Annotated in this window: 21 protein-coding genes; 10 read left to right on the top strand and 11 right to left on the bottom strand. The window is 67.7% G+C overall.

Annotated elements, in window-relative coordinates:
- Positions 1-45: 45 nt before the first annotated feature.
- Both minD and M0R89_RS07075 read left to right on the top strand, forming a co-directional pair.
- On the top strand, positions 46-1,725 hold the full coding sequence (gene minD, locus M0R89_RS07080) for a cell division ATPase MinD (RefSeq protein WP_248651853.1): 1,680 nt from the start codon (positions 46-48) through the stop codon (positions 1,723-1,725).
- Positions 1,726-1,767: 42 nt separating this feature from the next.
- Positions 1,768-1,905 (top strand): hypothetical protein, encoded by a 138-nt coding sequence (locus M0R89_RS07075; protein WP_248651852.1) that lies wholly within the window; start codon positions 1,768-1,770, stop codon positions 1,903-1,905.
- Here the strand turns inward: M0R89_RS07075 and argS are convergent, their stop codons facing one another.
- From argS to M0R89_RS07060, 3 genes are all read right to left on the bottom strand, one after another.
- Positions 1,906-3,681: an arginine--tRNA ligase gene (gene argS, locus M0R89_RS07070; protein WP_248651851.1), complete on the bottom strand. Its 1,776-nt coding sequence runs from the start codon at positions 3,679-3,681 to the stop codon at positions 1,906-1,908.
- 193 nt (positions 3,682-3,874) lie between these two features.
- Positions 3,875-5,947 carry an outer membrane protein assembly factor BamB family protein gene (locus M0R89_RS07065; protein ID WP_248651850.1) on the bottom strand — a complete coding sequence of 691 codons (2,073 nt, stop codon included), beginning with the start codon at positions 5,945-5,947 and terminating at the stop codon, positions 3,875-3,877.
- A 162-nt stretch (positions 5,948-6,109) separates the two neighbouring features.
- Positions 6,110-7,672, bottom strand: coding sequence for a Na+/H+ antiporter NhaC family protein (locus M0R89_RS07060; RefSeq protein WP_248651849.1), 1,563 nt, complete (start codon positions 7,670-7,672; stop codon positions 6,110-6,112).
- Positions 7,673-7,985: 313 nt separating this feature from the next.
- Between M0R89_RS07060 and M0R89_RS07055 the strand changes: the two genes are divergently transcribed.
- The 3 genes from M0R89_RS07055 (at position 7,986) to twy1 (ending at position 12,662) form a co-directional block, all read left to right on the top strand.
- Positions 7,986-8,129: a hypothetical protein gene (locus tag M0R89_RS07055; protein WP_248651848.1), complete on the top strand. Its 144-nt coding sequence runs from the start codon at positions 7,986-7,988 to the stop codon at positions 8,127-8,129.
- Positions 8,130-8,495: 366 nt separating this feature from the next.
- The gene (locus M0R89_RS07050) at positions 8,496-11,630 is read left to right on the top strand and encodes a type 2 lanthipeptide synthetase LanM family protein (RefSeq protein WP_248651847.1); all 3,135 of its coding nucleotides are present in this window, start codon (positions 8,496-8,498) and stop codon (positions 11,628-11,630) included.
- Positions 11,631-11,684: 54 nt separating this feature from the next.
- On the top strand, positions 11,685-12,662 hold the full coding sequence (twy1, locus tag M0R89_RS07045) for a 4-demethylwyosine synthase TYW1 (RefSeq protein WP_248651846.1): 978 nt from the start codon (positions 11,685-11,687) through the stop codon (positions 12,660-12,662).
- Positions 12,663-12,665: 3 nt separating this feature from the next.
- Here the strand turns inward: twy1 and M0R89_RS07040 are convergent, their stop codons facing one another.
- Together M0R89_RS07040 and M0R89_RS07035 are read right to left on the bottom strand one after the other, a co-directional pair.
- A complete protein-coding gene (locus M0R89_RS07040; protein ID WP_248651845.1) occupies positions 12,666-13,037 on the bottom strand; it encodes a cupin domain-containing protein in 372 nt (123 codons plus the stop codon).
- A gap of 67 nt (positions 13,038-13,104) precedes the next feature.
- Entirely contained in the window at positions 13,105-13,548 is a 444-nt protein-coding gene (locus tag M0R89_RS07035) for an ArsR family transcriptional regulator (protein ID WP_248651844.1), read from the bottom strand.
- 131 nt (positions 13,549-13,679) lie between these two features.
- On the opposite strand from M0R89_RS07035, the gene M0R89_RS07030 reads away from it, so the two are divergent.
- The 4 genes from M0R89_RS07030 (at position 13,680) to M0R89_RS07015 (ending at position 16,877) form a co-directional block, all read left to right on the top strand.
- The gene (locus M0R89_RS07030; RefSeq protein ID WP_248651843.1) at positions 13,680-14,303 is read left to right on the top strand and encodes a DUF8170 family protein; all 624 of its coding nucleotides are present in this window, start codon (positions 13,680-13,682) and stop codon (positions 14,301-14,303) included.
- Between the two features lie 100 nt (positions 14,304-14,403).
- On the top strand, positions 14,404-15,111 hold the full coding sequence (locus M0R89_RS07025; protein ID WP_248651842.1) for a DUF120 domain-containing protein: 708 nt from the start codon (positions 14,404-14,406) through the stop codon (positions 15,109-15,111).
- Positions 15,108-15,764 (top strand): 3,4-dihydroxy-2-butanone-4-phosphate synthase, encoded by a 657-nt coding sequence (ribB, locus tag M0R89_RS07020; protein ID WP_248651841.1) that lies wholly within the window; start codon positions 15,108-15,110, stop codon positions 15,762-15,764. The genes M0R89_RS07025 and ribB overlap by 4 nt, the downstream gene beginning before the upstream one ends.
- A gap of 177 nt (positions 15,765-15,941) precedes the next feature.
- Positions 15,942-16,877, top strand: coding sequence for a branched-chain amino acid transaminase (locus M0R89_RS07015; RefSeq protein ID WP_248651840.1), 936 nt, complete (start codon positions 15,942-15,944; stop codon positions 16,875-16,877).
- A 27-nt stretch (positions 16,878-16,904) separates the two neighbouring features.
- Here the strand turns inward: M0R89_RS07015 and M0R89_RS07010 are convergent, their stop codons facing one another.
- The 6 genes from M0R89_RS07010 to M0R89_RS06985 form a co-directional block, all read right to left on the bottom strand.
- Positions 16,905-17,513: a DUF502 domain-containing protein gene (locus tag M0R89_RS07010; RefSeq protein WP_248651839.1), complete on the bottom strand. Its 609-nt coding sequence runs from the start codon at positions 17,511-17,513 to the stop codon at positions 16,905-16,907.
- 331 nt (positions 17,514-17,844) lie between these two features.
- Entirely contained in the window at positions 17,845-18,681 is an 837-nt protein-coding gene (locus M0R89_RS07005; RefSeq protein ID WP_248651838.1) for a proline dehydrogenase family protein, read from the bottom strand.
- Between the two features lie 95 nt (positions 18,682-18,776).
- On the bottom strand, positions 18,777-19,370 hold the full coding sequence (locus M0R89_RS07000) for a hypothetical protein (RefSeq protein ID WP_248651837.1): 594 nt from the start codon (positions 19,368-19,370) through the stop codon (positions 18,777-18,779).
- A gap of 100 nt (positions 19,371-19,470) precedes the next feature.
- Positions 19,471-19,875 carry a hypothetical protein gene (locus tag M0R89_RS06995; protein WP_248651836.1) on the bottom strand — a complete coding sequence of 135 codons (405 nt, stop codon included), beginning with the start codon at positions 19,873-19,875 and terminating at the stop codon, positions 19,471-19,473.
- 147 nt (positions 19,876-20,022) lie between these two features.
- Positions 20,023-20,529 carry a metal-dependent hydrolase gene (locus M0R89_RS06990; protein WP_248651835.1) on the bottom strand — a complete coding sequence of 169 codons (507 nt, stop codon included), beginning with the start codon at positions 20,527-20,529 and terminating at the stop codon, positions 20,023-20,025.
- A 56-nt stretch (positions 20,530-20,585) separates the two neighbouring features.
- On the bottom strand, positions 20,586-20,789 hold the full coding sequence (locus M0R89_RS06985; protein ID WP_248651834.1) for a hypothetical protein: 204 nt from the start codon (positions 20,787-20,789) through the stop codon (positions 20,586-20,588).
- 93 nt (positions 20,790-20,882) lie between these two features.
- Here M0R89_RS06985 and M0R89_RS06980 point away from each other — a divergent pair, with 93 nt between their 5' ends.
- Positions 20,883-21,428 (top strand): CDP-2,3-bis-(O-geranylgeranyl)-sn-glycerol synthase, encoded by a 546-nt coding sequence (locus M0R89_RS06980; RefSeq protein ID WP_248651833.1) that lies wholly within the window; start codon positions 20,883-20,885, stop codon positions 21,426-21,428.
- The last annotated feature ends 66 nt before the right edge of the window (positions 21,429-21,494 follow it).

Below are 21,494 nucleotides of genomic sequence, written 5' to 3'. Positions count from 1 at the left end.
CTAACTTTATATGCGTGTCATGGTTCGATTGGGACAACGAGTATCATGTCCGACACGGTATACGCGATAGCGAGCGGCAAAGGAGGTGTCGGGAAGACGACGACCGCCATCAACCTCGGGGCGATGCTGGCCGACCGAGGACACTCGGTCGTCGTCGTGGACACCGACCTCGGGATGGCGAACCTCGCGGACTTCCTCGACTTCGAAATCCAGACGCCGACGCTCCACGAGGTGTTGGCGGGCGAGGCCGACTTCGAGGCGGCCGTCGACCGCGCGCCCGGCGACATCGACGTGCTTCCGAGCGCGACCGACATCGAAGCGTTCGTCAAGTCCGACCCCGCGAACCTGCAGGGCGTCGTGGAGTCGCTCCGCGAGGCGTACGACTTCGTTCTGCTCGACACGGGCGCGGGCGTCAGTTACGACACCCTCGTTCCGCTGGCGCTGGCCGACGGCGTCCTGCTGGTGGCGACGCCCGACGTTGCCTCCGTCCGAGACACCGCCAAGACCGGCGAACTCGCCGAGCGCGTCGAGACCGAGGTCCGGGGAGCGGTCCTGACCCAGCGCAGCAGCGACATCTTGAACGCCGACGACGTGGAGGAGACCCTCGGCACGGAGGTCCTCGGCGTCGTCCCGCAGGACGAGGCGGTCCCGATGGGCATCGACGCCGGGCGACCGCTCGCCGCGTTCGCGCCCAACGCGCCCGCCGGGCAGGCGTACCGCGACCTCGCCGCGGTCCTGACCGGCGAGGCCGACCCCGACCCCGAACTCGAAGCGGTCGAGGACGAGGACGCCGACGAAGACGCCGACTCGGCACGCGAAGACGCTGACCTCGCCGACGGGAGCGACGACGGCGACATCGGTTCGGCGGAGAGCGAGTCGTTCGACATGTCGTCGGCAGACGCCGCGGACTCGGCCGAGGCGACGGACGCGGACGCAGACGCAGACGACCCACTCAGCGCCGACGCGGCCCAAAACGTCCGGAACGCGCTCGGCGGGGCGGCGGACGGCGACACCGACGCGCTGTTCGGCGACCAGTCGGCGGGCGCGGCCGCGGAGGCGGCCCCCGACGACGAACGCGAGAGCGTCGCCGACGAGTCGCCGGACGACGACGCGACCGACGACCAACCGGACGCCAGCGAGGCCCGGAGCGTGGACGACCTCATCAACGAACACATCAGCGACGAGCGTCTCGGCGGGAGTTCCGGAGACGACCCGCTTGCCGCGGCCGACGGCTTCGCGTCCGGGAGTTCCGAGGACCCCCTCGCCGGAGCGGACGACGGCGGCGACGCGCCCGAAGACGACGAATCGCTCGGTGGAGGTGACGGAGATACGCTCGACGACGAGGACTCAATCGACGCGAACGCCGACTCGTCCGACGTCGACTCGCTCGGTGATGAAGAAGACGACCGACTCGATGACGAAGGAAGCGACCTACTGGATGCGGGCGAGGAGAGGGACCCGCTTGCCGCGGACGAGGAGAGCGACCCGCTCGCCGTGGGCGACGCAGCGAACGAGGCGAGCGAGTGGGACGACGACTCGGGCGCGGTCCCGTTCGAGGAACGCGGCCGTGAGGCCGCGGACGCCGCTCGAAGCGAAAGCACGGGCGACGGTACGCTGGCCGACGCCGAGTCGGATGGCGATGGCTTCGAAGCCGACGAGTCCGACGACGAGGAGCCCGGGGAGAACGGCGGCATGCTGGGCCGCATCGGGTCGCTGTTCAAGTGACGGCGCGAACGAATAAGGGGCTTCGCGGCGGAACGTATCAGCATGGCAGACGATAGCTCGGTGCCGTTCTGGTGGGTACTGATCTTCGTGATACTGACGCTCGGGGTCGCCGCGGGGGCGGTTCTGTTCGTCGGCGGACAGTTACTGTCGGCGGGAATCGGCGTCGCGCTCCCGGTGTGACTACATCGACCGGGGCGCGGCGACGCCGAGGACCTGCAGGGCGTTGCCGACCGCGTGTTTCGACGCCGCGACCAGCGCGAGGCGGGCGTCGCGCAGGTCGTCGTCCACGTCGTCCGCGAGAACGGGACACTCCCGGTAGAAGGTGTTGAACGTCTCGGCGATGTCGCGGGTGTAGGTCGCGACCACGTGGGGTTCGAGGTCCTCGGCGGCCTCCTCGATGACGGCGGGGAAGCGCGCGACGACCTCCAGCAGTTCTCGCTCGGCCTCGGTTTCGAGCAGCGAGGCGTCGAACTCCTCGGCGACGTCGGCCGACCCCTCCGGTTCGATGCCCGCCTCTTCGAGGATGCCGCAGCACCGCGCGTGGACGTACTGGACGTAGGGCGCGCTCTGGGCCTCGAAGTCGAGCGCGCGGTCCCACTCGAAGGTGATGGCCTTCGTCGGTTGCTTCGAGACGATGTCGTAGCGGACCGCGCCGATGCCGACCTGCTCGGCGATGCGCTCTACGTCCTCGTCGGTCAGGTCGTCGTCGCGGATGCGGTCGTCGAGGCGGGTCTCGACCTCCTCGCGGGCGCGGTCGATGGCCTCGTCGAGCAGGTCGTCCAAATCGATGCCGGTGCCCGCCCGGGTGGACATCTTGCCCTCGGGGAGATTGACGTAGGAGTAGATGACCTGCCGCAACTGGTCGGTGTCGTTGCCCAGCAGGTCGAGCGTCGCGTTCATCTGGCGGGCCTGTAGCTTGTGGTCCTCGCCGAGGACGGTCACGGCGCGGTCGTAGTTCTCGAACTTCCACTCGTGGTGGGCGAGGTCCCGGGTCGCGTAGAGCGTGGTGCCGTCCGACCGCAGGAACACGAAGTTCTTCTCGACGTCGAACGCCTCCAGGTCGAGTTGCCACGCCTCCTCCTCGTAGACGGCCTCGTCCAGTTCCTTCAGGCGCGAGACCACGTCGTCGGCCGACCCGTCGCGGAGGAACCGGGTCTCCTTGACGAACTCGTCGAACTCCGCGGGCAGGCGGTCGAGCGTCTCACGCATCCCGCCGAGGACGGTGTCCACGACCGTCTGGACGCGCTCGTAGGTCTCCTCGTCGCCCGCTTCGAGGCCCTGCATGATGGTCTGAATCTCGGCCTCGGCTTCCTCGACCGCGTCGGGGTCGCCCGACTCGAGGAAGTCGTTGCCCTTCCGGTAGTAGCGCACGAGGTCGTAGTCGTCCTTGTCGCGTTCGGGGTCGGCGTCGAGGTCGGACTCGTCGAAGGTTTCGTAGGCCCACGTGAAGACGGCCATCTGGCGACCCGCGTCGTTGACGTAGTAGTGGCGGTCCACGTCGTGGCCCGCGAACGACAGAACTCGCGCCACGGCGTCGCCCACGATGGGGTTGCGCGCCCGGCCGACGTGGACCGGACCGGTCGGGTTCGCGGAGGTGTGTTCGACCACGACCTCCTCGCCGGTCGGTTCGAGGTGGCCGAAGTCGGCGCGCTGGGCCTCCTCGACCGTGCCCTCGTAGTAGGCGTCGCTCGGCGCGAAGTTGACGTAGGGGCCCTGCGCCGAGGCGTCAGCGACGAGGTCGTACTCGCTCACGTCGATTTCGTCGGCGATTTGCCCCGCGACCTGCGGCGGGGGCGCGCCGACCTCGCCGGCGAGGCGGAACGCCGCGCTACTGGCCAGCACGGCCTCGACGCCCTCGGGCGGGTCCTCGACGCCGAGGTCGTCGGTCGGGAGGTCGAGCGCTTCGAGCGCGGAGACGAGCGCGTCCTCCACGTCGTCCCGGAACTGGAGATACATGTTACCCGTTGGTTTTCGACCGGCGGGTAAATGGGTTTCTGAACCGCGTTAGTCCGTCCCCGCGGTCCCGACCGGTCGGCCCCGAATCCGGTTCGCCACCCGACCGCCTGTCGGACTACCCGACCGCCTGTCGGACTACCCGACCGCTCGCCGGACTACCGGACCACCCGCCAGACTACGGACCCCCACCGGACTACCTGACCGCCCACCGGAGCGCGTCGGCGAACCGGAGCGCCGAACCGTAGCGGTCGGCGGGGTCGGCCGCGAGCGCCCGCGAGAGTACGCCGTCGAGTTCGTCGGGTCGGTCGGGGTCGGTTGCGGACTCGCCGAGCAGGTCGTCGGCCGCCGCCGCGAGTCGGTAGGTGTCGGCGGTCTCCGGGTCGGCGTCCGATTCCGGCGGCCGGACGCTCGACTGGCCTCGGCGCGCCGCGGCGAGGCCCCAACCGCCGACTCGGACCCCGCCGTCGGCGAACCAGAGGTTCTCGGGACCGAGAGCGCCGTGGACGACGCCCTCGCGGTGGGCGCGGTGGAGCGTCTCGGCCGCGTCGGCGAGAGCGCGGGCGAGGTCGGCAGTCGAGAGGTCAACGACCGACGAGTCGGCGGGGTCGGCGAGCGATGCGTCCACCGGGTCGGTGGCGACCCACGGCACCGGGTCGGTTCCCCGCCGGCGAACCGCGAGGACGCCCGGCGCGTCGAGGGCGGCCCACGTCTCGACCGCGGACTCGAAGGCGTCGTCGGCGATTGCGTCCGGGTCGAAGCGTTTCAGCGCGACGCGCTCGCCCGCCGGGGTCCGGGCGTCGCGGACCTCGGCGTCGGCGCTCCGGGCGAGAACGTCCCGGAGTTCGAAGTCGGCGACCCGGGTCGGTTCAGTCGGTTCGGCCGGTTCGTCGGGGGTGTCCCCGTCGCGACTTCGGCGGCGGTAGGCGCCGGCGAGAGTCGCCGCGCCGAGGAGACCGCCGACCGCGAGGCCCGCCGGCGAGGTGAGAGTCCGAGCGGCGTCGTAGAGCGGCGTCGAACCGGGCGACGAGAGGGCGTAGAGGGTGCCCGACTCGGTGGCGAAGTAGACCCTGTCGTCGTCGACCTGCGGCAACCACCGCGCGTGGCCGGGGGAGTCGAACCGCCACCGGAGGTGGCCGCGGTCCGCGTCCAGTCCGTAGAGGGCGTCGGTCCTGCCGTGCGCGACGACCGTCCCGTCGGCGACGCCGGCGACGTACGCTCGGTCCGTCCCCGTGGAGAACTGCCACCGGCCGGTTCCGTCGTCGGTCGAAACCGCGTGGACGCTGCCGCTCGCGCCGAAGTACGCGGTCCGGCCGTCGAACTGGGGCCAACCGACGACCGGCCTCCCCGCGTCGTATCGCCAGCGTTCGGTCCCGTCGGCGGGCGAAATCGCGCGGACCAGCGAACCGTCGCCGAGGTACACCGCCTCGTCCCGAACCGCCCCGGGAAACCCGCTCTCGTTTACCTCGGCGTCGAATCGCCACCGGAGCGCCCCGTCGTCGCGGTCGAAGGCGTACAGTTCCCCGGCATCGTAGTTCCACGCGAACACGGCGTCGTCGGTCACGCCGGCGACCGAGAACCGCGGGGCACCGTCCGCAGAGCGGTCGACGTGCCAGCGGACGCTCCCGTCGGCGGTCGAGAGGGCGTAGAGGTGGCCGCTGGTCGTCCCGACGTAGAGGTCGTCACCGTCGATGCGCGAGGGGAACCAGAGCGACTCGTCCGGTCGGAATCGCCACCGCTCGCGGCCGTCAGACGCCGCGACCGCCGCGATGCCGTCGTCTCTCAGGAAGACCGTCTCCGAAGTCACCAGCGAGACGTCCACGTATCTCTCGGCGGTCCCGCTCTCGCCGGGGTACCGCCAGCGGGTGTGACCGTCTTCGGCGTCGAGAGCGCGGAGTTGCGCCTTCCCTTCGGCGTAGACCGCGCCGGTTCCGGGATGTATCTCGACCGGGCGGTCGGCGTCGGCCCTCGGAATCCGGCGGCGCCACCGCTCGGTGCCGTCGGTCGAGAACCCCCGAACGCCGGTCTCGGTCCCGAGGTAGACCGCGTCGCCGGTCTCCGACCGCCGAAGTAGCGGCTTCTCGGTGTCGGTATCGACTGACCACTCGACCTCGGGCGTCGGCGCGAGCGGATGGTCCGGCACGGCGTCGGACGCGTTCCCGAGTGAGACGTTCCCGAGACTCGCCGGGCGGTCGGCGACGACCGACGACGCGACACTGCCCGGACCGGCGACGCCGAGGAACTCACGTCTGGTCGGCGACCACTTCATCGTCCAGTTCGTCTCAACGGCTCCACATGTATCTTTCTCCGCGAACCGCCCGCCGACCGCCAGATAGCACGCCTCGGCGGGGTCCGCCGAACTGTGACGCGAGAGCGGGTTCGAGAAAAAGCGTCGGTCGAAAGCGTCAGTCGAAGTCGTCTGCCGGAGTCGTCAGTCGGCGTCCGAACTGAAGACCCTCGGCATCGTGACCGTCGTGTACTCCGAGAGGCCGTACGCGGCCGCGATGAGCGCGAAGACGCCCGCGGCGAGGAGCGGCGGCGGCGAGACGCCGTACCCGCTCGCGAGGAACAGTCCCGTCGCGACCACGCCGCAGAGGACCGCGTACGGAATCTGGGTGTTCACGTGGTCGACGTGGTCGGCCCCGGCGAACATCGACGACAGCACCGTCGTGTCGCTGATGGGCGAGCAGTGGTCGCCGAACAGCGACCCGGTGAGGATTGCGCCGATAGCGCCCGGAAGCGGTGCGCCGAGGTTGAACGCGAGGGGCACGGCCACGGGGAACATGATGCCCATCGTCCCCCACGAGGTACCGATGCTGAACGAGATGATGGCCGCGGCGAGGAAGACGACCGCGGGGAGCAGTTCGGCGGTGATGACGCCCTCCGCCACGGAGACGACGTAGGGGCCGACGCCGAGCGCCTCGCTGACCGACCCGATGGTCCACGCCAGCGAGAGGACCGCGACCGGGAACATCACCATCTTGAACCCCTCGAAGATAGAGTCGCTGATGTCTTCGAGTTCGACGCGAGCGTGGCCGACGAGGATGGCCAACAGGAGGGCGCAGGCCGAGAAGACGCCCCAGAGGATGGCGTCGGCCGTCGCGGCGTCCTTCAGCGCTTCGACCGGCGCGACGCCCGGCCATCCGCCGGAGGTGAGGAGTCCGAGACCCGTGACGACCACGAGCGCGACGATGGGCGCCGCGAAGTACCACCAGCGCGAATCGACGTGGTCTGGCGTGACGATGTCCTCCTCGCGGGTCTCCAGCAGCGGGTCGGCGTCGTCCCGGAGGACCTTCCCCGTCTCCTTCGCGCGCTTCTCCGCGCGCTTCATCGGGCCGAAGTTCCACCCGGTGATGACGACGATGAACACGAGCGCTACCGCGAGCAGACTGTAGAACCGGAACGGGATGCTCTGGAGGAACACCACGAACGCGCTCCGTTCGATGCCGAGCGCCGAGAACTGCTCTTTGATGAGACCGACCTCGAAGCCAACCCACGTCGAGACGACGGCGACGCTGACGACCGGCGAGGTGGTCGAGTCGAGCAGGTACGCGAGTTTCTCCCGACTGATGTCGAACTTGTCGGTAATCGGCCGCATCACCGACCCGGTAATCATCGTACTCGCGTACGAATCGACGAAGATGAGCATTCCGAGGATGCTCGTCCCGAGTTCCGCCTGACGGCGGGTTCGAATACGCGAGATGATGCGGTCTGCGAGGGCCTTCATGCCCCCGGAGAGGAATATCATCCCGAGCATCGCGCCCGAGAGGAACGTGAACAACAGGAGTTTGCTGTTGAACGATGCGGTGATGTTGTCGATGACCAACTGGAGGGAGTGGGCCGCCCCGACGACCGGATTCCAACCCACCAAGATGGTCGCACCTATCCAGATGCCCGCGAACAGCGATAGTAACACCTGCCTGCTGACCAGCGTCAACACGATGGCGAGGAGTGCCGGAAGCAGACTGATGATACCGTACGTTTCAGATGCCATTACACGCCGCTGATTTCATAGCGCGGGAGTTAAACTTGTCCAATTATACTGCGGTTCGTCGGTAGTATCGTCCAGCAATCCCACTCATTCTAAAATATGGTAGCAAATTAACCATTCTAATCCGAACATCATCGATACGTGCGATGGAGCTGAGATATAGACGCCAGTCAGTTCGGAGGCGTTAGTCACGAGTCGGCAGCCGAAATAGGCCACCTCAGGGCCGGAGCATCTACAGTTCTCAACCTTTTCATACACAAATTATTACTTTCTAGTGGAAATTTTTAATAGGTAAGACTTCATGTATATGGATGCAATGTCAGTTGCAATCAACTCCAACGACGAATCGCTCCGTAACGAAGTCGAAGCCGAGTACCAGCACGAGGACCACGACGTGCCGGACGAGACCGAAGCGGGCCTGCCCTCGGTTTCGATGTACAGCTTCGAACACTGCTGTTGACGACGCAGGGGAGCGGTCCCCTGCGACCGACTGCGGACCTTCGGTCGGGGGCGTCAGAGACGGCGCGACGACCGCCGACTCCCACCGGTCCCCGACCCGGTCGGCCGAACCCGCGACCCGCCGGACGGTCGATGCTCGCCCGTTATTTCCACGATACGACGACTGATTGCCGATGGTACCTCCTTTCGATATGTTACGAGACGACTGCGTCCGAGGTCAGCGGGACCGACGACGACGAATCGCTACGGACCGACTTCGAACGCCGGCGGTGACCCCGCCCGTCCGCACTGCGGGCAGTCGGGGCCCGCCGGGGACGGTCCGCCGACGGAACCCGGTCGGCTCGCGACGGTCAGCGGGGGCGTCGCCGTGAGCGACGGGACGCTCGCGCCCGACCGGAAGCGGCGTATCGCCGGCCGCGCGCGGACCCTCCGAGAGCGACTGGACGCCCCCGCCGAGGGCGGTCCGGCGGTCGAGGACCCCGAGGAGTGGCTGGCGGAGTGGCGCGACCGGGTTGCCGACGGGGACCCCGCGGCGTTCCGTCGCCGCCTCGACCACCTCGGCGTCTCCGAGAGCGAGGCGCGGGCCGCGGTGTCGAACCACGGTTGGCCGGAGGGCGAGCAGTTGCCCGGGTGGGTCGACGAACTGGAGTCCGTGGCGGCCGACGTGACCGCCGCCGACCGCGGGGAAGCGTCCGCCGCCGCGCCGGAGAACGTTCCGTTCGTCGACCTGCTGGCTCCCGTCGTCTCCTACGCGCGAGAACAAATCGACCCGTCGGTGGCTCCCGCGGAAGTGCCGCCGGTCGCCGACGCGATGGAACCGTGGCTCTACAAGCGACTGGCGCGACTGTCGGCTCATCCGCTGTTCGTGGAGTTCAAGACCTACGTCGCCCACCACGACCGCGAGTTGGCGCTGGCCGAGGACCCCGACCCGCCGGAGGACGACCGTCGCCACTACCGCGGGTTCGTCGACGCGATGCTGGGCGACGGGTTCGTCCGGTTCGTCGAGGAGTACGCGCTGCTGGCGCGGTTGCTGGTGACGACGGTCCGCCAGTGGGTCTCCGCGGTCGAGGAGTTCTCGGCGCGACTGGCGGCCGACCGGGAGAGCCTCCGCGAGTGGTTGGGCGACGGCGACCTCGGCGCGGTCGAGGCCGTGGAGGCCACGGGCGACCGCCACGAGGACGGGCGGGCGGTGCTCGCGGTCACGTTCGAGTCGGGCGCTCGGGTCGCCTACAAGCCCCGGCCGCTCGACGTCGAAGGCGCGTTCTACGACCTGCTGGACTGGCTCGCCGAGCGGACGGACCTGCCCGCCATCGACCGGCCCGCGGTGCTGGCCCGCGAGGAGTACGGCTGGCTGGAGTGGGTCGAACCGGACCAGTGTTCGGACCGCGCCGCCGCCGAGCGGTACTACCGCCGGGCGGGAGTCCTCCTCGGCGTGCTGTACGCGCTCCGGTTCACCGACGGCCATCTGGAGAACCTCGTCGCGGCGGGCGAACACCCGGTCGTCGTGGACGTCGAGACCCTCGCCCACCCGGAGTTGCCCGACGACCGACTTCCCCACGACGCCACGCCGGCACTCCGGGAGTCGGTGCTGCGGACCAGTCTGTTACCCGTCCACCGGCCCGACTCGGACCGGGCCGACCTCAGCGGCTTCGGGTCGGACGAACTGCCCGCGGAGGGCGAACAGCGGGAGTTCACCGCGGTCAACACCGACCTGATGGACATGGAGTCCGTCGAGGGCGACGCCGAGACGTTCGAGAACCTTCCCCGGGTCGACGGCGAGACGGTCGCCGCCGACGAGTGCTTCGAGTCGCTGCGCGCGGGCCTCCGGGCGGCCCACGACGCACTGGAGTCCAACCGCGAGGCCCTACTCGCCGAGGGCGGCCCGCTGGCCGCGTTCGAGGACTCCGAGGTCCGGGTCATCTACCGGGCGACCCGGACCTACGGGACCGTCCTCTCGTCGCTGACGACCCCCGAGTACCTCCGGACGGGCCTGAAAGTCGGCTGTAAGCTGGAGGCGCTCGCCCGCCCGCAGGCGACGGAGGCCGTCGACGCCCCGTGGAGCGTCCACGACCACGAGCGGGCGGCGCTGGAGCGACTCGACGTGCCGCGACTCACCATGTCGACGACCGGGACGACGCTCCGGGGTCCCGCGGACCCGGTCGCCGAGTTCGCCACGCTGTCGCCCCGGGCGGCGGTCGAGCAGCGACTCCGCGCGCTCGACGCGACCGACCGCCGCGAGCAGTGTCGGTACGTCGACTTGGCGTTCGGCGAGTTGAGCGGCGGTGGCGCCGACCACGCCGACGTGACCGGCGGCCGACCGGTCGGGGACCCGACCCCGCTGTCTGACGCCGATGCCCGGCGCGCCGCCCGGCGTGCGTTCGACCGCGTGTCGGCCGCGGCGGTCGACGACGGCGGCGCGCCGGCGTGGTGCGTGCCGTCCGCCCACAGGGACGGCGGCGTCCTAATCGAGTGGATGGACGAGAGCCTCTACGGGGGGCGTCTCGGCGTCGCCGTGTTCGCGGCCGGAGTCGCCGCAACGGCCGACGGGTCGGTCGCCGACGACGCCGCCGCGCTGGCGGCCGACGCGGCGGCGGAGGTCCGGAACTCCGTGGCCGACGACGACGCTCACGAATCGCTCGGCATCACCGGCGTCGGCGGACTCGTCTACGGATTCGGCGTCCTCGACGACCTGCTCGACGGCGATTACCTCACCGACGCCCGTCGAGCGGCCGCGGCCGTCACCGACGAACGCGTCGCCAGCGACGACCACTACGGCGTCACGGACGGTGCCGCGGGCGCGGCGCTGGCCCTCGTTGCGCTCCACGACCGGACGGGCGACGGCGACGCCCTTGACCGTGCTGTGGCCTGCGGTGAACATCTGCTGGCCGACCGGTCCGGAGGCCGCTGGCCGCTCGGCACGGACGACCGGCCCCTGACCGGGTTCGGCCACGGGGCCGGGGGCGTCGGGTACGCCCTCGCGCGACTCGCCGAGGCGACCGGCGAGGACCGCTTCCGGGAGGGCGCGCTGGACGCCGTCGCGTTCGAGGACGGCCACTACGACGCCGGGGCGGGCGAGTGGGCCGACCTCCGGGCGCACGCCGGAAAGACGGTCGACGGCTGGTGCAACGGCCGGACCGGCATCGGACTGGTGCGACTGGGAACGCTGACGGCGCTCCCGGCCGGTCCCGTCCGCCGGGACGTCGAGCGCGCGCTGTCGGAGGCACCGACCGACCGGATGCCGCCGTACGACCACGCCTGCTGTGGCACGGCGTCGTGGATAGAACTGTTCCTGCGCGCGGGGCGACAACTCGACGCCCCGCGCTACGAGCGCCGGGCCAGACGGTTGGCCGGGGCCGTCGTCTCCGGGGGCGACGAGTGGGCGCTGCGGTCGGGAACGCGGACCCGACCGGACCCGACGCTGTTCCGGGGCCTCGGCGGAATCGGATACGCGCTCCTGCGCGTCTCGAACCCGGACCTCCCGTCGACGCTCCTGTTCGAGTAGCGGGCGGATAACAGAGGGAAGAACGTTTTAGCCTCGGCCCCAATCCATGCCACAATGAGCGACTCCGACGGGCCGAAACAGGTAGACAGTCCAGACTACCACAGCGAGAATCACACCGCCGCGCAGACGTGCGGGTGGACGGCCAACGCTCTCAGGGGCGAGGGACGCTGTTACAAGTACGCGTTCTACGGAATCGAGTCCCACCGCTGTATCCAGATGACGCCCGTCGTCAAGTGCAACGAGCGGTGCGTCTTCTGCTGGAGAGATCACGCCGGTCACGCGTACGAACTCGGGGACGTCGAATGGGACGACCCGGAGGCGGTCGTGGACGCCAGCATCGAACTCCAGAAGAAGCTCCTCTCGGGGTTCGGCGGCAACGACGAGGTTCCCCGCGAGCGGTTCGAGGAGAGCATGGAACCGCGCCACGTCGCCATCAGCCTCGACGGCGAACCGACGCTCTACCCCTACCTGCCGGAACTCATCGACGCCTTCCACGACCGCGACATCACGACCTTCCTCGTGAGCAACGGCACCCGGCCCGACGTCCTCCGGAAGTGCGACCCGACGCAACTCTACGTCAGCGTGGACGCCCCCGAGCGCCACACCTTCGACGAGGTGGTGAAGGCGATGGAGGACGACGCGTGGGAGAAACTGGTCGAGACGATGGACGTGCTGGCCGCGAAAGACGAGACCCGGACCGTCCTCCGGACCACGCTGGTCGGCGGGGAGAACGTCCACCACCCCGAGTGGTACGCCGGGTTCTACCAGCGCGCCGACCCCGACTTCGTGGAACTCAAGTCCTACATGCACGTCGGCGAGTCCCGTGACCGAGTCGCCCGCGAGTCGATGCTCGACCACGAGGACGTCGTGGCGTTCGCCGAGGAGATTCAGGAACACATGCCGGACCACGAGTATCTGAACGACGTGCCGGTTTCGCGGGTCGCGCTCCTGTCGAAGACCGACGACACGTGGGTTCCGAAGTTGAAGAAGGGCAGCGAGTTCTGGGCGCGGGACGCCGTGACCGGAGACTGACGCTCAGACCCGCTCTAACTCCTCCTCGGTCTCCTCGCTCTCGACGTTCCCCGTGTTCTTCGTCTCGGTCGGTTCGAACAGCAGGACCTCGGTCTCGCCCTCGTCGACGACCGGCCGGTGTTCGACGCCCGCCGGGACGACCAGCATCTCGCCCTCGTCCAAGGTCACGTCCTCGCGGTCCTCGAACTCGATGCGGAGTCGCCCGTCCCGGACGAGGAACAACTCGTCGGCGTCGTCGTGGCGGTGCCAGACGAACTCGCCCTCCAGTTTGGCGAGTTTGACGGCCTGCCCGTTGAGTTCCGCGGCGAGGCGGGGCGACCACTGCTCGTCGAAGGAGTCGAACGCGGAGTCGAGGTTCACCTTCCGTTCGTCCATACGTGTTCGTGGCCCTCGCCGGAGAAAGGTGTAATCGTTGCGGAGACGGAGCGCGCCCGTGGCGGTGCTACGGACGCGGAACCGCTTGGGCGGCCCGCACGTCGTCGGGTTTCTCGACGCGGGCGTACACCGGTCGCCACACCCCCGGGTCGAACATGCCGACTTCGTCGAAGAGGTCTCGGGCGCGGTCGGTGAATCGGTAGAACGTCCGGACGTTCGAGTCGGCGTCCTCCGGCTGCTCGCCGGGTTCGTAGGTCAGTTTTTCGAGTACTCCGACGTCCACGAGGTCGTCCAAGCGCCGGCCGACGGTCCGCCGGGAGACGTCGGGGTTGGTCCAGTTCAGTTCCTTCTCGCTCGGTGCGCCTTCGGGATGTCCCGCGACGTCGATGAGCAACTGGTGGGCCACGTCCTCCGTGGCGACGTGGAGGAGCTGACGGCGCGTCTCCGTCGCGTCGCGGGCGTCGGCGTCCACTGCGTCGGCCCCGCCCGCGGTGGTGGTCGAGTCGGCCATCTGTCTTCTTGGTTCGGTGTACGCGCTTCGGGTACAAATAACCTTATGCAGTTTCTGCACATGGACAGATTCTCGGTGAAATCGGGAGGAGGAACCCGAATATTTACCCCGGCGTGCGACTGAAACCGAGTATGGCCGACGAGGAGTCGAGCGACCGACAGAGCGCCGCCACGGCGGAACAACTCGGTGCGTTGCTCGACGAGTACGAGTCGTTTACCGGACAGTCAATCGACCGCGACGAGTACGCCGCGCTCAAACGCGCAGTCGAGACCGACGTGGTCCCCGTCACGGAGGCCGACCGGTCTTTCTTCGTCCTCGGAAGCTACGACGACGAGGACCGACTCCGACTCGTCGCCGACCGCCTCGAATCGGTCGGCAAACCGTTCTTGCTGAAGGACTTGGAGGCGTTCGACTCGGTGTTGCGCTGGACGACGCAGTTCAAGGTCATGGCGAACCGCGCGACCCACATCGTCGCGCTCTACGAACACTCCGAGGGCGGCCACGAGTGGGAGGCCGGATGGCTCGACCACCGGCCGTACCGCGAAAAGTTCACCGTTCTCAAGCGCGACTACCCCGACCTCGACCCCCGAGAGGAACCGTTCGACGGAATGTTCGCCCACTTCGTGGAGACCGTCGCGGCGCTCGACCGGGTTCACCGGTTCGAGGCCCCGACCGACGCGTCGCCCGCCGAAGTCGAACGGGGCGTGGAGACCTGCGTCAGCGCCTACAAGGCCGAGTTGCTCGACGAGAGGTGAGCCACCGAATCGGGAACTCGACCGGGAGAGACTGCGTTCCATTTCTGATAACCGTACCGCATCCGTTATCCTTAAACCGAGCGCGGCCGGAGTGTCGGGTATGTCAGCGACACGGCCGCGCGCAGTCGGGTACGACGAACTCGCGGCACTCAAACTCCTCGCGCTCGACGGCGGGTTAGAGGGCGAGGTGAAGGTCTCCTGTTCCGGCCTCGCGGAGCGACTCGACGCCTCCAACCAGACCGCCTCGCGGCGACTCCAGCGACTCGACGACGCCGGACTCGTCGAGCGCGAGATGGTCAGCGACGGCCAGTGGGTCTCCATCACCGAGGACGGCGAGTGGTCCCTAAAACGCGAGTACGAGGACTACCGTCGCATCTTCGAGACGCCCGCGGGCGTCGATTTGACCGGCACCGTCACCAGCGGGATGGGCGAGGGCCGCCACTACATCTCGCTGCCGGGCTACATGAAGCAGTTCGAGGACCGACTGGGCTACGAACCGTTCCTCGGCACGCTGAACGTCGAGTTGACCGACGAGAGCCTGCGCGCTCGGTCGGCGATGGAGGCGCTCGACCCCGTGCCGATAGACGGGTGGGAGGACGACGACCGGACCTACGGTCCCGCGGTCTGCTACCCCGCGGTGGTCGAGACGCAGGACGGCGAGGTGTACGAGGAGTGTCACACCATCGCGCCCGAGCGCACCCACCACGACGAGGACCAGTTGGAGGTCATCGCGCCCATCAAACTCCGAGAGGAACTCGGACTGGAGGACGGCGACCACGTGACCGTCCACGTCGAGGAGCGAGCATGAGTCAGGCCGCCGCAGGCGTCGAGGCCGCCGTCGAGGCGTTCCGCGAGGGGTCGCCGGTCCTCGTCCACGACGCCGCCGACCGCGAGGGCGAGACCGACCTGATTTACCCGGCGGGCGCGGTCACGCCCGAAGACGTCTCCCGGATGCGAAACGACGCCGGGGGACTGATCTGCGTGGCGCTCTCCGACGAGGTGGCCGACGCCTTCGACCTGCCGTTCTTGGAGGAGACGCTCGACCACCCCGCGAGCGCGGCCCACGACCTCGGCTACGACGAGCGCTCGTCGTTCTCGCTCCCGGTGAACCACCGCGACACCTACACCGGCATCACCGACGAGGACCGCGCGACGACGATTACGGAGTTGGCCGCGGCCGCCGAAAATCCGGCCGAGACCGACTTCGCCGAAGAGTTCCGCGCGCCGGGTCACGTCCACGTCCTCCGGGCCGCCCCGGACCTGCTCGCGGACCGCGAGGGCCACACCGAACTGGGCATCGCGCTGGCCGCGGCCGCCGACCGGGAACCCGCGGTGGTCGTCTGCGAGATGCTCGACGACGAGACCGGCGAAGCCCTCTCCCCCGAGGACGCGCAGGCCTACGCCGAGCGCCACGGCTTCCCGTACGTCGAGGGGTCGGCCGTCATCGACCGACTCGGGTAGTCCGTCACTCCCGGACTCCGAGGCGGTTCCGGGACCCGTTTTGTCGAGGTCGAACTCGTCGGCGTACGGGGTCGCCGTTTTCGCGGCAAACCGCGCCGAGAGTCACCGGGCGACCCGTGTAATCGTCCGTGACGAACCGTGAACACTCTTAAAGGAGGCTTCCGTTCGTTCGCACGTATGAGCTTCGACGAGATGGACGTGGACACGATCTGGATGGACGGCGAGTTCGTCGACTGGGACGAGGCGCAGATCCACGTCCTCACGCACGGCCTGCACTACGGGAGCGGCGTGTTCGAGGGCGTCCGGTGTTACGACACCGAGAACGGGCCAGCGATATTCCGCTGGGAGGAGCACCTGGAGCGACTGTACAACTCCTGCAAGCCCTACGACCTCGAAATCGACCACGACCCGGAGGAACTGACCGAAGCCACGAAGCGACTCATCCGCGAGCAGGACCTCGCGTCCTGTTACATCCGACCCATCGCGTTCTACGGCTACGAGAGCCTCGGCGTGAGTCCCGGCGACTGTCCGACCCGGACCGCCATCGCGGCGTGGCCGTGGGGCGCGTATCTGGGCGACGAGGCGCTGGAGAACGGCGTCGAGGTCATGGTGTCGTCGTGGCGCAAGCACGCCTCCAGCCAGATTCCGACCAACGCCAAGACCACCGGCCTCTACGTCAACAGCATGCTCGCGGGCGAGGAGGCCCGCCGAAACGGCTTCGCGGAGGCCATCGTCCTGAACAAGGAGGGCAACGTCGCCGAGGGTCCCGGCGAGAACCTGTTCATGGTCAAGGACGGCGAACTCTTCACGCCCGGCCTCGCCGAGAGCATCCTCGACGGCATCACCCGCGACTCGGTCATCACGCTGGCCGAGGAACTGGGCTACGAGGTCCACGACCAAGCGACCATCTCGCGGGGCGAACTCAACACCGCGGACGAACTGTTCTTCACCGGGTCGGCCGCGGAGGTCACGCCCATCCGGCAGGTCGACAACGTGGAAATCGGCGACGGCGGTCGGGGTCCCGTCACAGAGGAGATTCAGTCGCGGTTCTTCGACGTGGTCAACCGCCGAACCGACGACCACGAAGAGTGGTTCGACTACGTCGAACAGTAGCGGCCTGAGGAGTTTTCCGTGGAATCGCTACTGGGACGGCGGTGACTGTTTCTCTTTCTCGTCTTCCACGTCGATGGGGATACCCGACTCGCTGGTCTCGCCGAACCCGGCGCTCAGGATGCGAGTCAGCGCGTCCTCGACGCTCTCGTCGGTCTCCTCGAACTCGCTCGGCTTCATCTCGACGACGAATCCGGTGGTGATGTTCGGTGCGGTCGGGAGAAAGAGGAGTTCGCGGCCGTCCTCGGTCGTCTTGCCCGTCTTGAACGCGGTCATTCGCATCCCCTGCCACGCTTCGACCTTGACGGGGGCCTGCAGGTCGGTCGTGTCCGAGAGCGCCGTCTCGGCCGCCATCTTCGAGGCGTTGTAGACGACGCGGAGGCCCGGAACCTGATTCATCACGCCGTCGATGGCGTTCTCCACGAGCGACCCGACCGCGGTCCGCATCATGTACCCGACGCTGAGGACCAGCATCGAGAAGACGACGAGGACGGTCAGGACGCGGAGGGGTTGACTGATGTCCTGAAGGACCGGAATCCCCGCGATAGCGAGGTACAGGTACGCGATGATGTAAGCCGAGACGAGGATGGGCAGGATGACGATGAGGCCGCTTGCGATGTCGCGCTTCCACGAGGACATTTGTCGGAGGTATCCGAGCGCAGGTCCATAAACTAGGTGTTCTCGTCCGGTCGAACGAACCGCAAAAGTCGCGTCGCGGGCCCCGCGACGTGGTTGGATGCCGATTCGCGTCGACGAGTCGTCTACGCGCAGACGACTTGCTGGGAGCCGTAGTGGTAACCGCAACCGAAGAACGTGATGCTGATCATGGGTTCACCTCCAGTAGAGTGTTAACAACCACCACGGAGATATATTTTTCTGCTAGTTTTACTAAAATTCATTGTTTTCCCCGCTATCTATATCAGTGCTGTCGGCGCTGACGGGTCCGAACGAGAACCGAGACGCGTCCGGCTTACCGGCCGAGGACCGCACGGACCGCGAACAGGAGATTCTCCTTGCGCTCCATCGCGCGCCGGTAGAAGTACGAGAGCCACTTGTCGCCGTAGGGGACGTACTGCCAGACCTCGTACTCCGCTGCGAGGTCGTACTGGGCGTCCTCGCGCACGCCCATCAGCATCTGAATCTCGAAGTCGGTGCCGTACTCCTCGTGGAACTCCTCGGCGCGGTCTATCATCCGGGGGTCGTGGCTCCCGACCGCGATACCGCCGTCGAAGTGCTCGAACATGTATTCGAGTTGGCGCTCGTACGCGGCGTTGACCGCCGACTTCTCCTTGAGCGCGACTTCGGCGGGCGGGTCGTAGGCGCCCTTCACGAGTCGGACCTTGCCGGGGAGGTCCGCGAGGCGTTCGAGGTCGTCGTCGGTCCGCTTGAGGTTCGCCTGCACGCAGACGCCGACGCCGCCCTCGTGTTTCCGAGAGAGTTTCTCGAAGATGTCGAGGGTCGCGTCGGTCGTGTCGTGGTCCTCCATGTCTATCCAGACGAACACGTCGCGGTCGGCGGCGTAGTCGACGATGCGCTCGACGTTCTCGTGGAACACCTCGGTCCCAACGTCGAGACCGACCTGCGAGGGCTTGACCGAGACGCAGGCGTCGGCCTCGCTGGTCTCGATGTCGTCCACCAGTCGGAGGTACGCCTCCGCGTCCTCGTCGGCGGGAGCGCGCTCGTGGTAGTGTTCGCCGAGCAGGTTGAGGATGGACTTCACGTTCCGGTCGTTCAGGTCGCGGGTGTGTTCGAGCGCCTCAGCCGGCGACTCCCCGGCGACGAACTTGCTCGCGATGGGCGGTATCATGGGCGGGTGTTTGCACCCTCCCGTCTTATAAAGTGGGCATCCGCGTCACCGTCGGTAAAAAAGAGTCAGTCCGCTCCGAGATAGCGAGACGGCAGTCAGTTGCCGCCGCTCTGCGTCGTAGTGTCTTGACCGCCACCGCCGTCGCCCTGCGTCGTGGTGCCTTGACCGCCGCCGCTGACGGGGGAGAACTGGATGGTGATGAGTCCGAGTTCGTTCGCACCTTCGTCGAGGTACTGGTTCTCGTCCGCGCCCACGAACGCCTCGTCTTGGACGCCCGTGTCGATGCCGTAATCCCCGAAGTCCTCGGGTCCGAACGTGCCGAACACGGGACTGGTCCGGTACGTCTGGCCCTGCTGGACGTTCACGGAGTTCGGAATGAACAGGAAGCCCCAGTCTTGCCCGGCGAACTGCCACTCGATGACGTGGGCGTTGATGTTCTGGAAGACCCCCGGATTCTGGAACAGCAGACTCCGGTTCTCCTCGTTGAGGAAGTCCTCCTCGTTCTGGTTGTAGACCGGTGCCCACGGGAGCGGTTTCGACCGGACCGTGAACTGCGACTGCGGGAAGAAGTTAGTCTGGAACATCAGCCCCCGCTTCCAGTCTCCGCCGCCGTCCTGTTGAGCGGCGACGGTTCCTGCGCCGGACGCCCCCAGCGCGAGTCCGCCCGACGCGAGCGCACTGGACTTCATGAACGTTCTGCGCGACGATTCGCCCGTAAGCTTCTCGATGAGAGTGTCGTCTTCCGTCATTGTTTGTCTCTGATAGTGTTAGCTGGCGTACTGTACGGCATCAGAAGTCTTCCGGCGTTCCGACCTGCTGGAACGTCACGTTGATCAGGTTCGACCGCGGCGTCTCGCCGCCGCCGTCGCCGCCCCCGTTCTGGTTGATGTCCGACCAGTCGCCGCCGAGGCGGTAGAGGACGCCCTGTTCGACCTCGGCGTCTTGGTACGGGAAGAAGTACGCGAAGGTGTTCTTCGCGTTCGTGTACTGGATGATGCGCGTGTTGAAGCTACTCAGCAGGCCGCCCTCGCCGACGCCCGCCGGGTTCGGAACGTTCTCCAGTTCGCCGGAGACGACGTGGAACTCCCCCTCCCGGAAGAACTGGTTCTGGAACATGTACGCCTCCATCTGTTCGCCTTCCTCTTGCAACGCCGCCTCGTCCGCCGTGATATCGCTGTTTTCGTTCCCCATCATTGTCTTAGAGAGTAGTACTGTCCCCGCTCGGGACATTCCTACCAACCCCGCCCACGCGGTTAATGCCGTTGGCCAATTGCTGATATAAGCCCGTTTTAGCCCATCTAAACCCCGTTTTACTCGATAGTTCATTCGAACAAGGGAGCGTTACTCGTACCGGTAGACGGCGGTCTGGGCGACGAATCCCAACACTAGAAGCGAGACGTTCCGAACCGGGGCCCCCAACGGAATGACCTCGACGGTGAGTTTCCGCTCGAACACCGGCCAGAACGGACTGACCGGTTGCGTGCCGGGGAGCAGGACGAGGATGTCGGCGACGACGTGGCCGGACACCCCGATGAACACGCCGGCGGTGGCCCACACGAAGACGCGCTCGGGCGACAGGTTCGGCCACCGTGAGGCCGCCGAGACGGCGAGGTACGCCCGGTACACCGCGGCACCGAGTGCTCCGATGACGACGCCGGCGACGGCCGCGAACAGGAAGGTGTGCGTCACTCCGTGGTGGGTCACGTACGGGAGATGCCTGTCGAGGTCCGGTAGCACCGCGACCAAGATGACGAACATGGAGAACACCGTCCCTGACCGTCGGCCGAGAAACGATGCGACTGGCGCGGCCGCCAACAGCGCGACGCCGTAGTGACCGGTCGGATACATGATGCGGTGGGACTCCGGCCTACACCGCCGACGAAGGTAACGGTTGTCGCCGACGGTCAGGGCGGACTCAGAACGCCGAGTCGACGGAGACCCCACGCCATCAGTCCGAGTCCCGTCGCGACGCCGATTCCGAGAGCGACGACGGGGAGCACTCCTCCCGGAATCGGTCCGCGGAGCGGGTCGAAGACCAACTGCCAGAGGCAGTACGAGAAGAGCGTCGTGCCGAAGAGAACGGCTATCGGTTCGAGTTCGCGGGCCACGGGCGGACGTACGACGCTCGGGCACGTAAACCCACCACCGGCGCGAGGCGGAATCTCCGGTTCTTAAGGGTCCGGGTGTCCGCGTATCGAAACATGGGTGTCTTCGAGATAGTCGCAGTCGCGCTGTGGGCGATGTTGCCCGCGTACGTTCCGAACAACGCCGCGGTGCTGGCGGGCGGCGGCCGTCCCATCGACGGCGGGCGGACGTGGAACGGACGCCGAGTCCTCGGCGACGGCAAGACGTGGCGGGGAACCGCGACGGGAATCCTCGCCGGTGCGGCGCTCGGACTGGTTCTCAACGCGGCCGAACCGAGCGTCTCGGACCTGCTCGGGGTCTCGCTGCCGGCGTTCCCGGTCGGAGTTCTGTTCGCGCTCCCGGCGGGCGCGATGCTCGGCGACATCGCGGCGTCGTTCCTCAAGCGCCGGACCGGCCGCCAGCGCGGCGCGGCGTTCCCCGGCGTGGACCAACTCGACTTCGTGGTGTTCGCGCTGTTGTTCGCGTTTCTGGCCGCGCCGGACTGGTTCGGCGACGTGTTCACCCTGCCGGTGGTGGCCGTCGTCGTCGTGGTGACGCCGCTCCTGCATCTGGTGACGAACGGCATCGCCTACGGACTCGGTCTGAAGGACGAGCCATACTGAACGACCGTTTTATTGCGAGCGCAGTCGCCGACGGCACGGCGTACCGCTCCGCCACCGCAGTAGCAC

It is taken from the genome of Halorussus limi, assembly GCF_023238205.1.
In the GTDB taxonomy this organism is placed as follows: domain Archaea; phylum Halobacteriota; class Halobacteria; order Halobacteriales; family Haladaptataceae; genus Halorussus; species Halorussus limi.
Note: the sequence above shows the minus strand (reverse complement) of the source record. Positions and strands in the feature narration are given on the sequence as shown.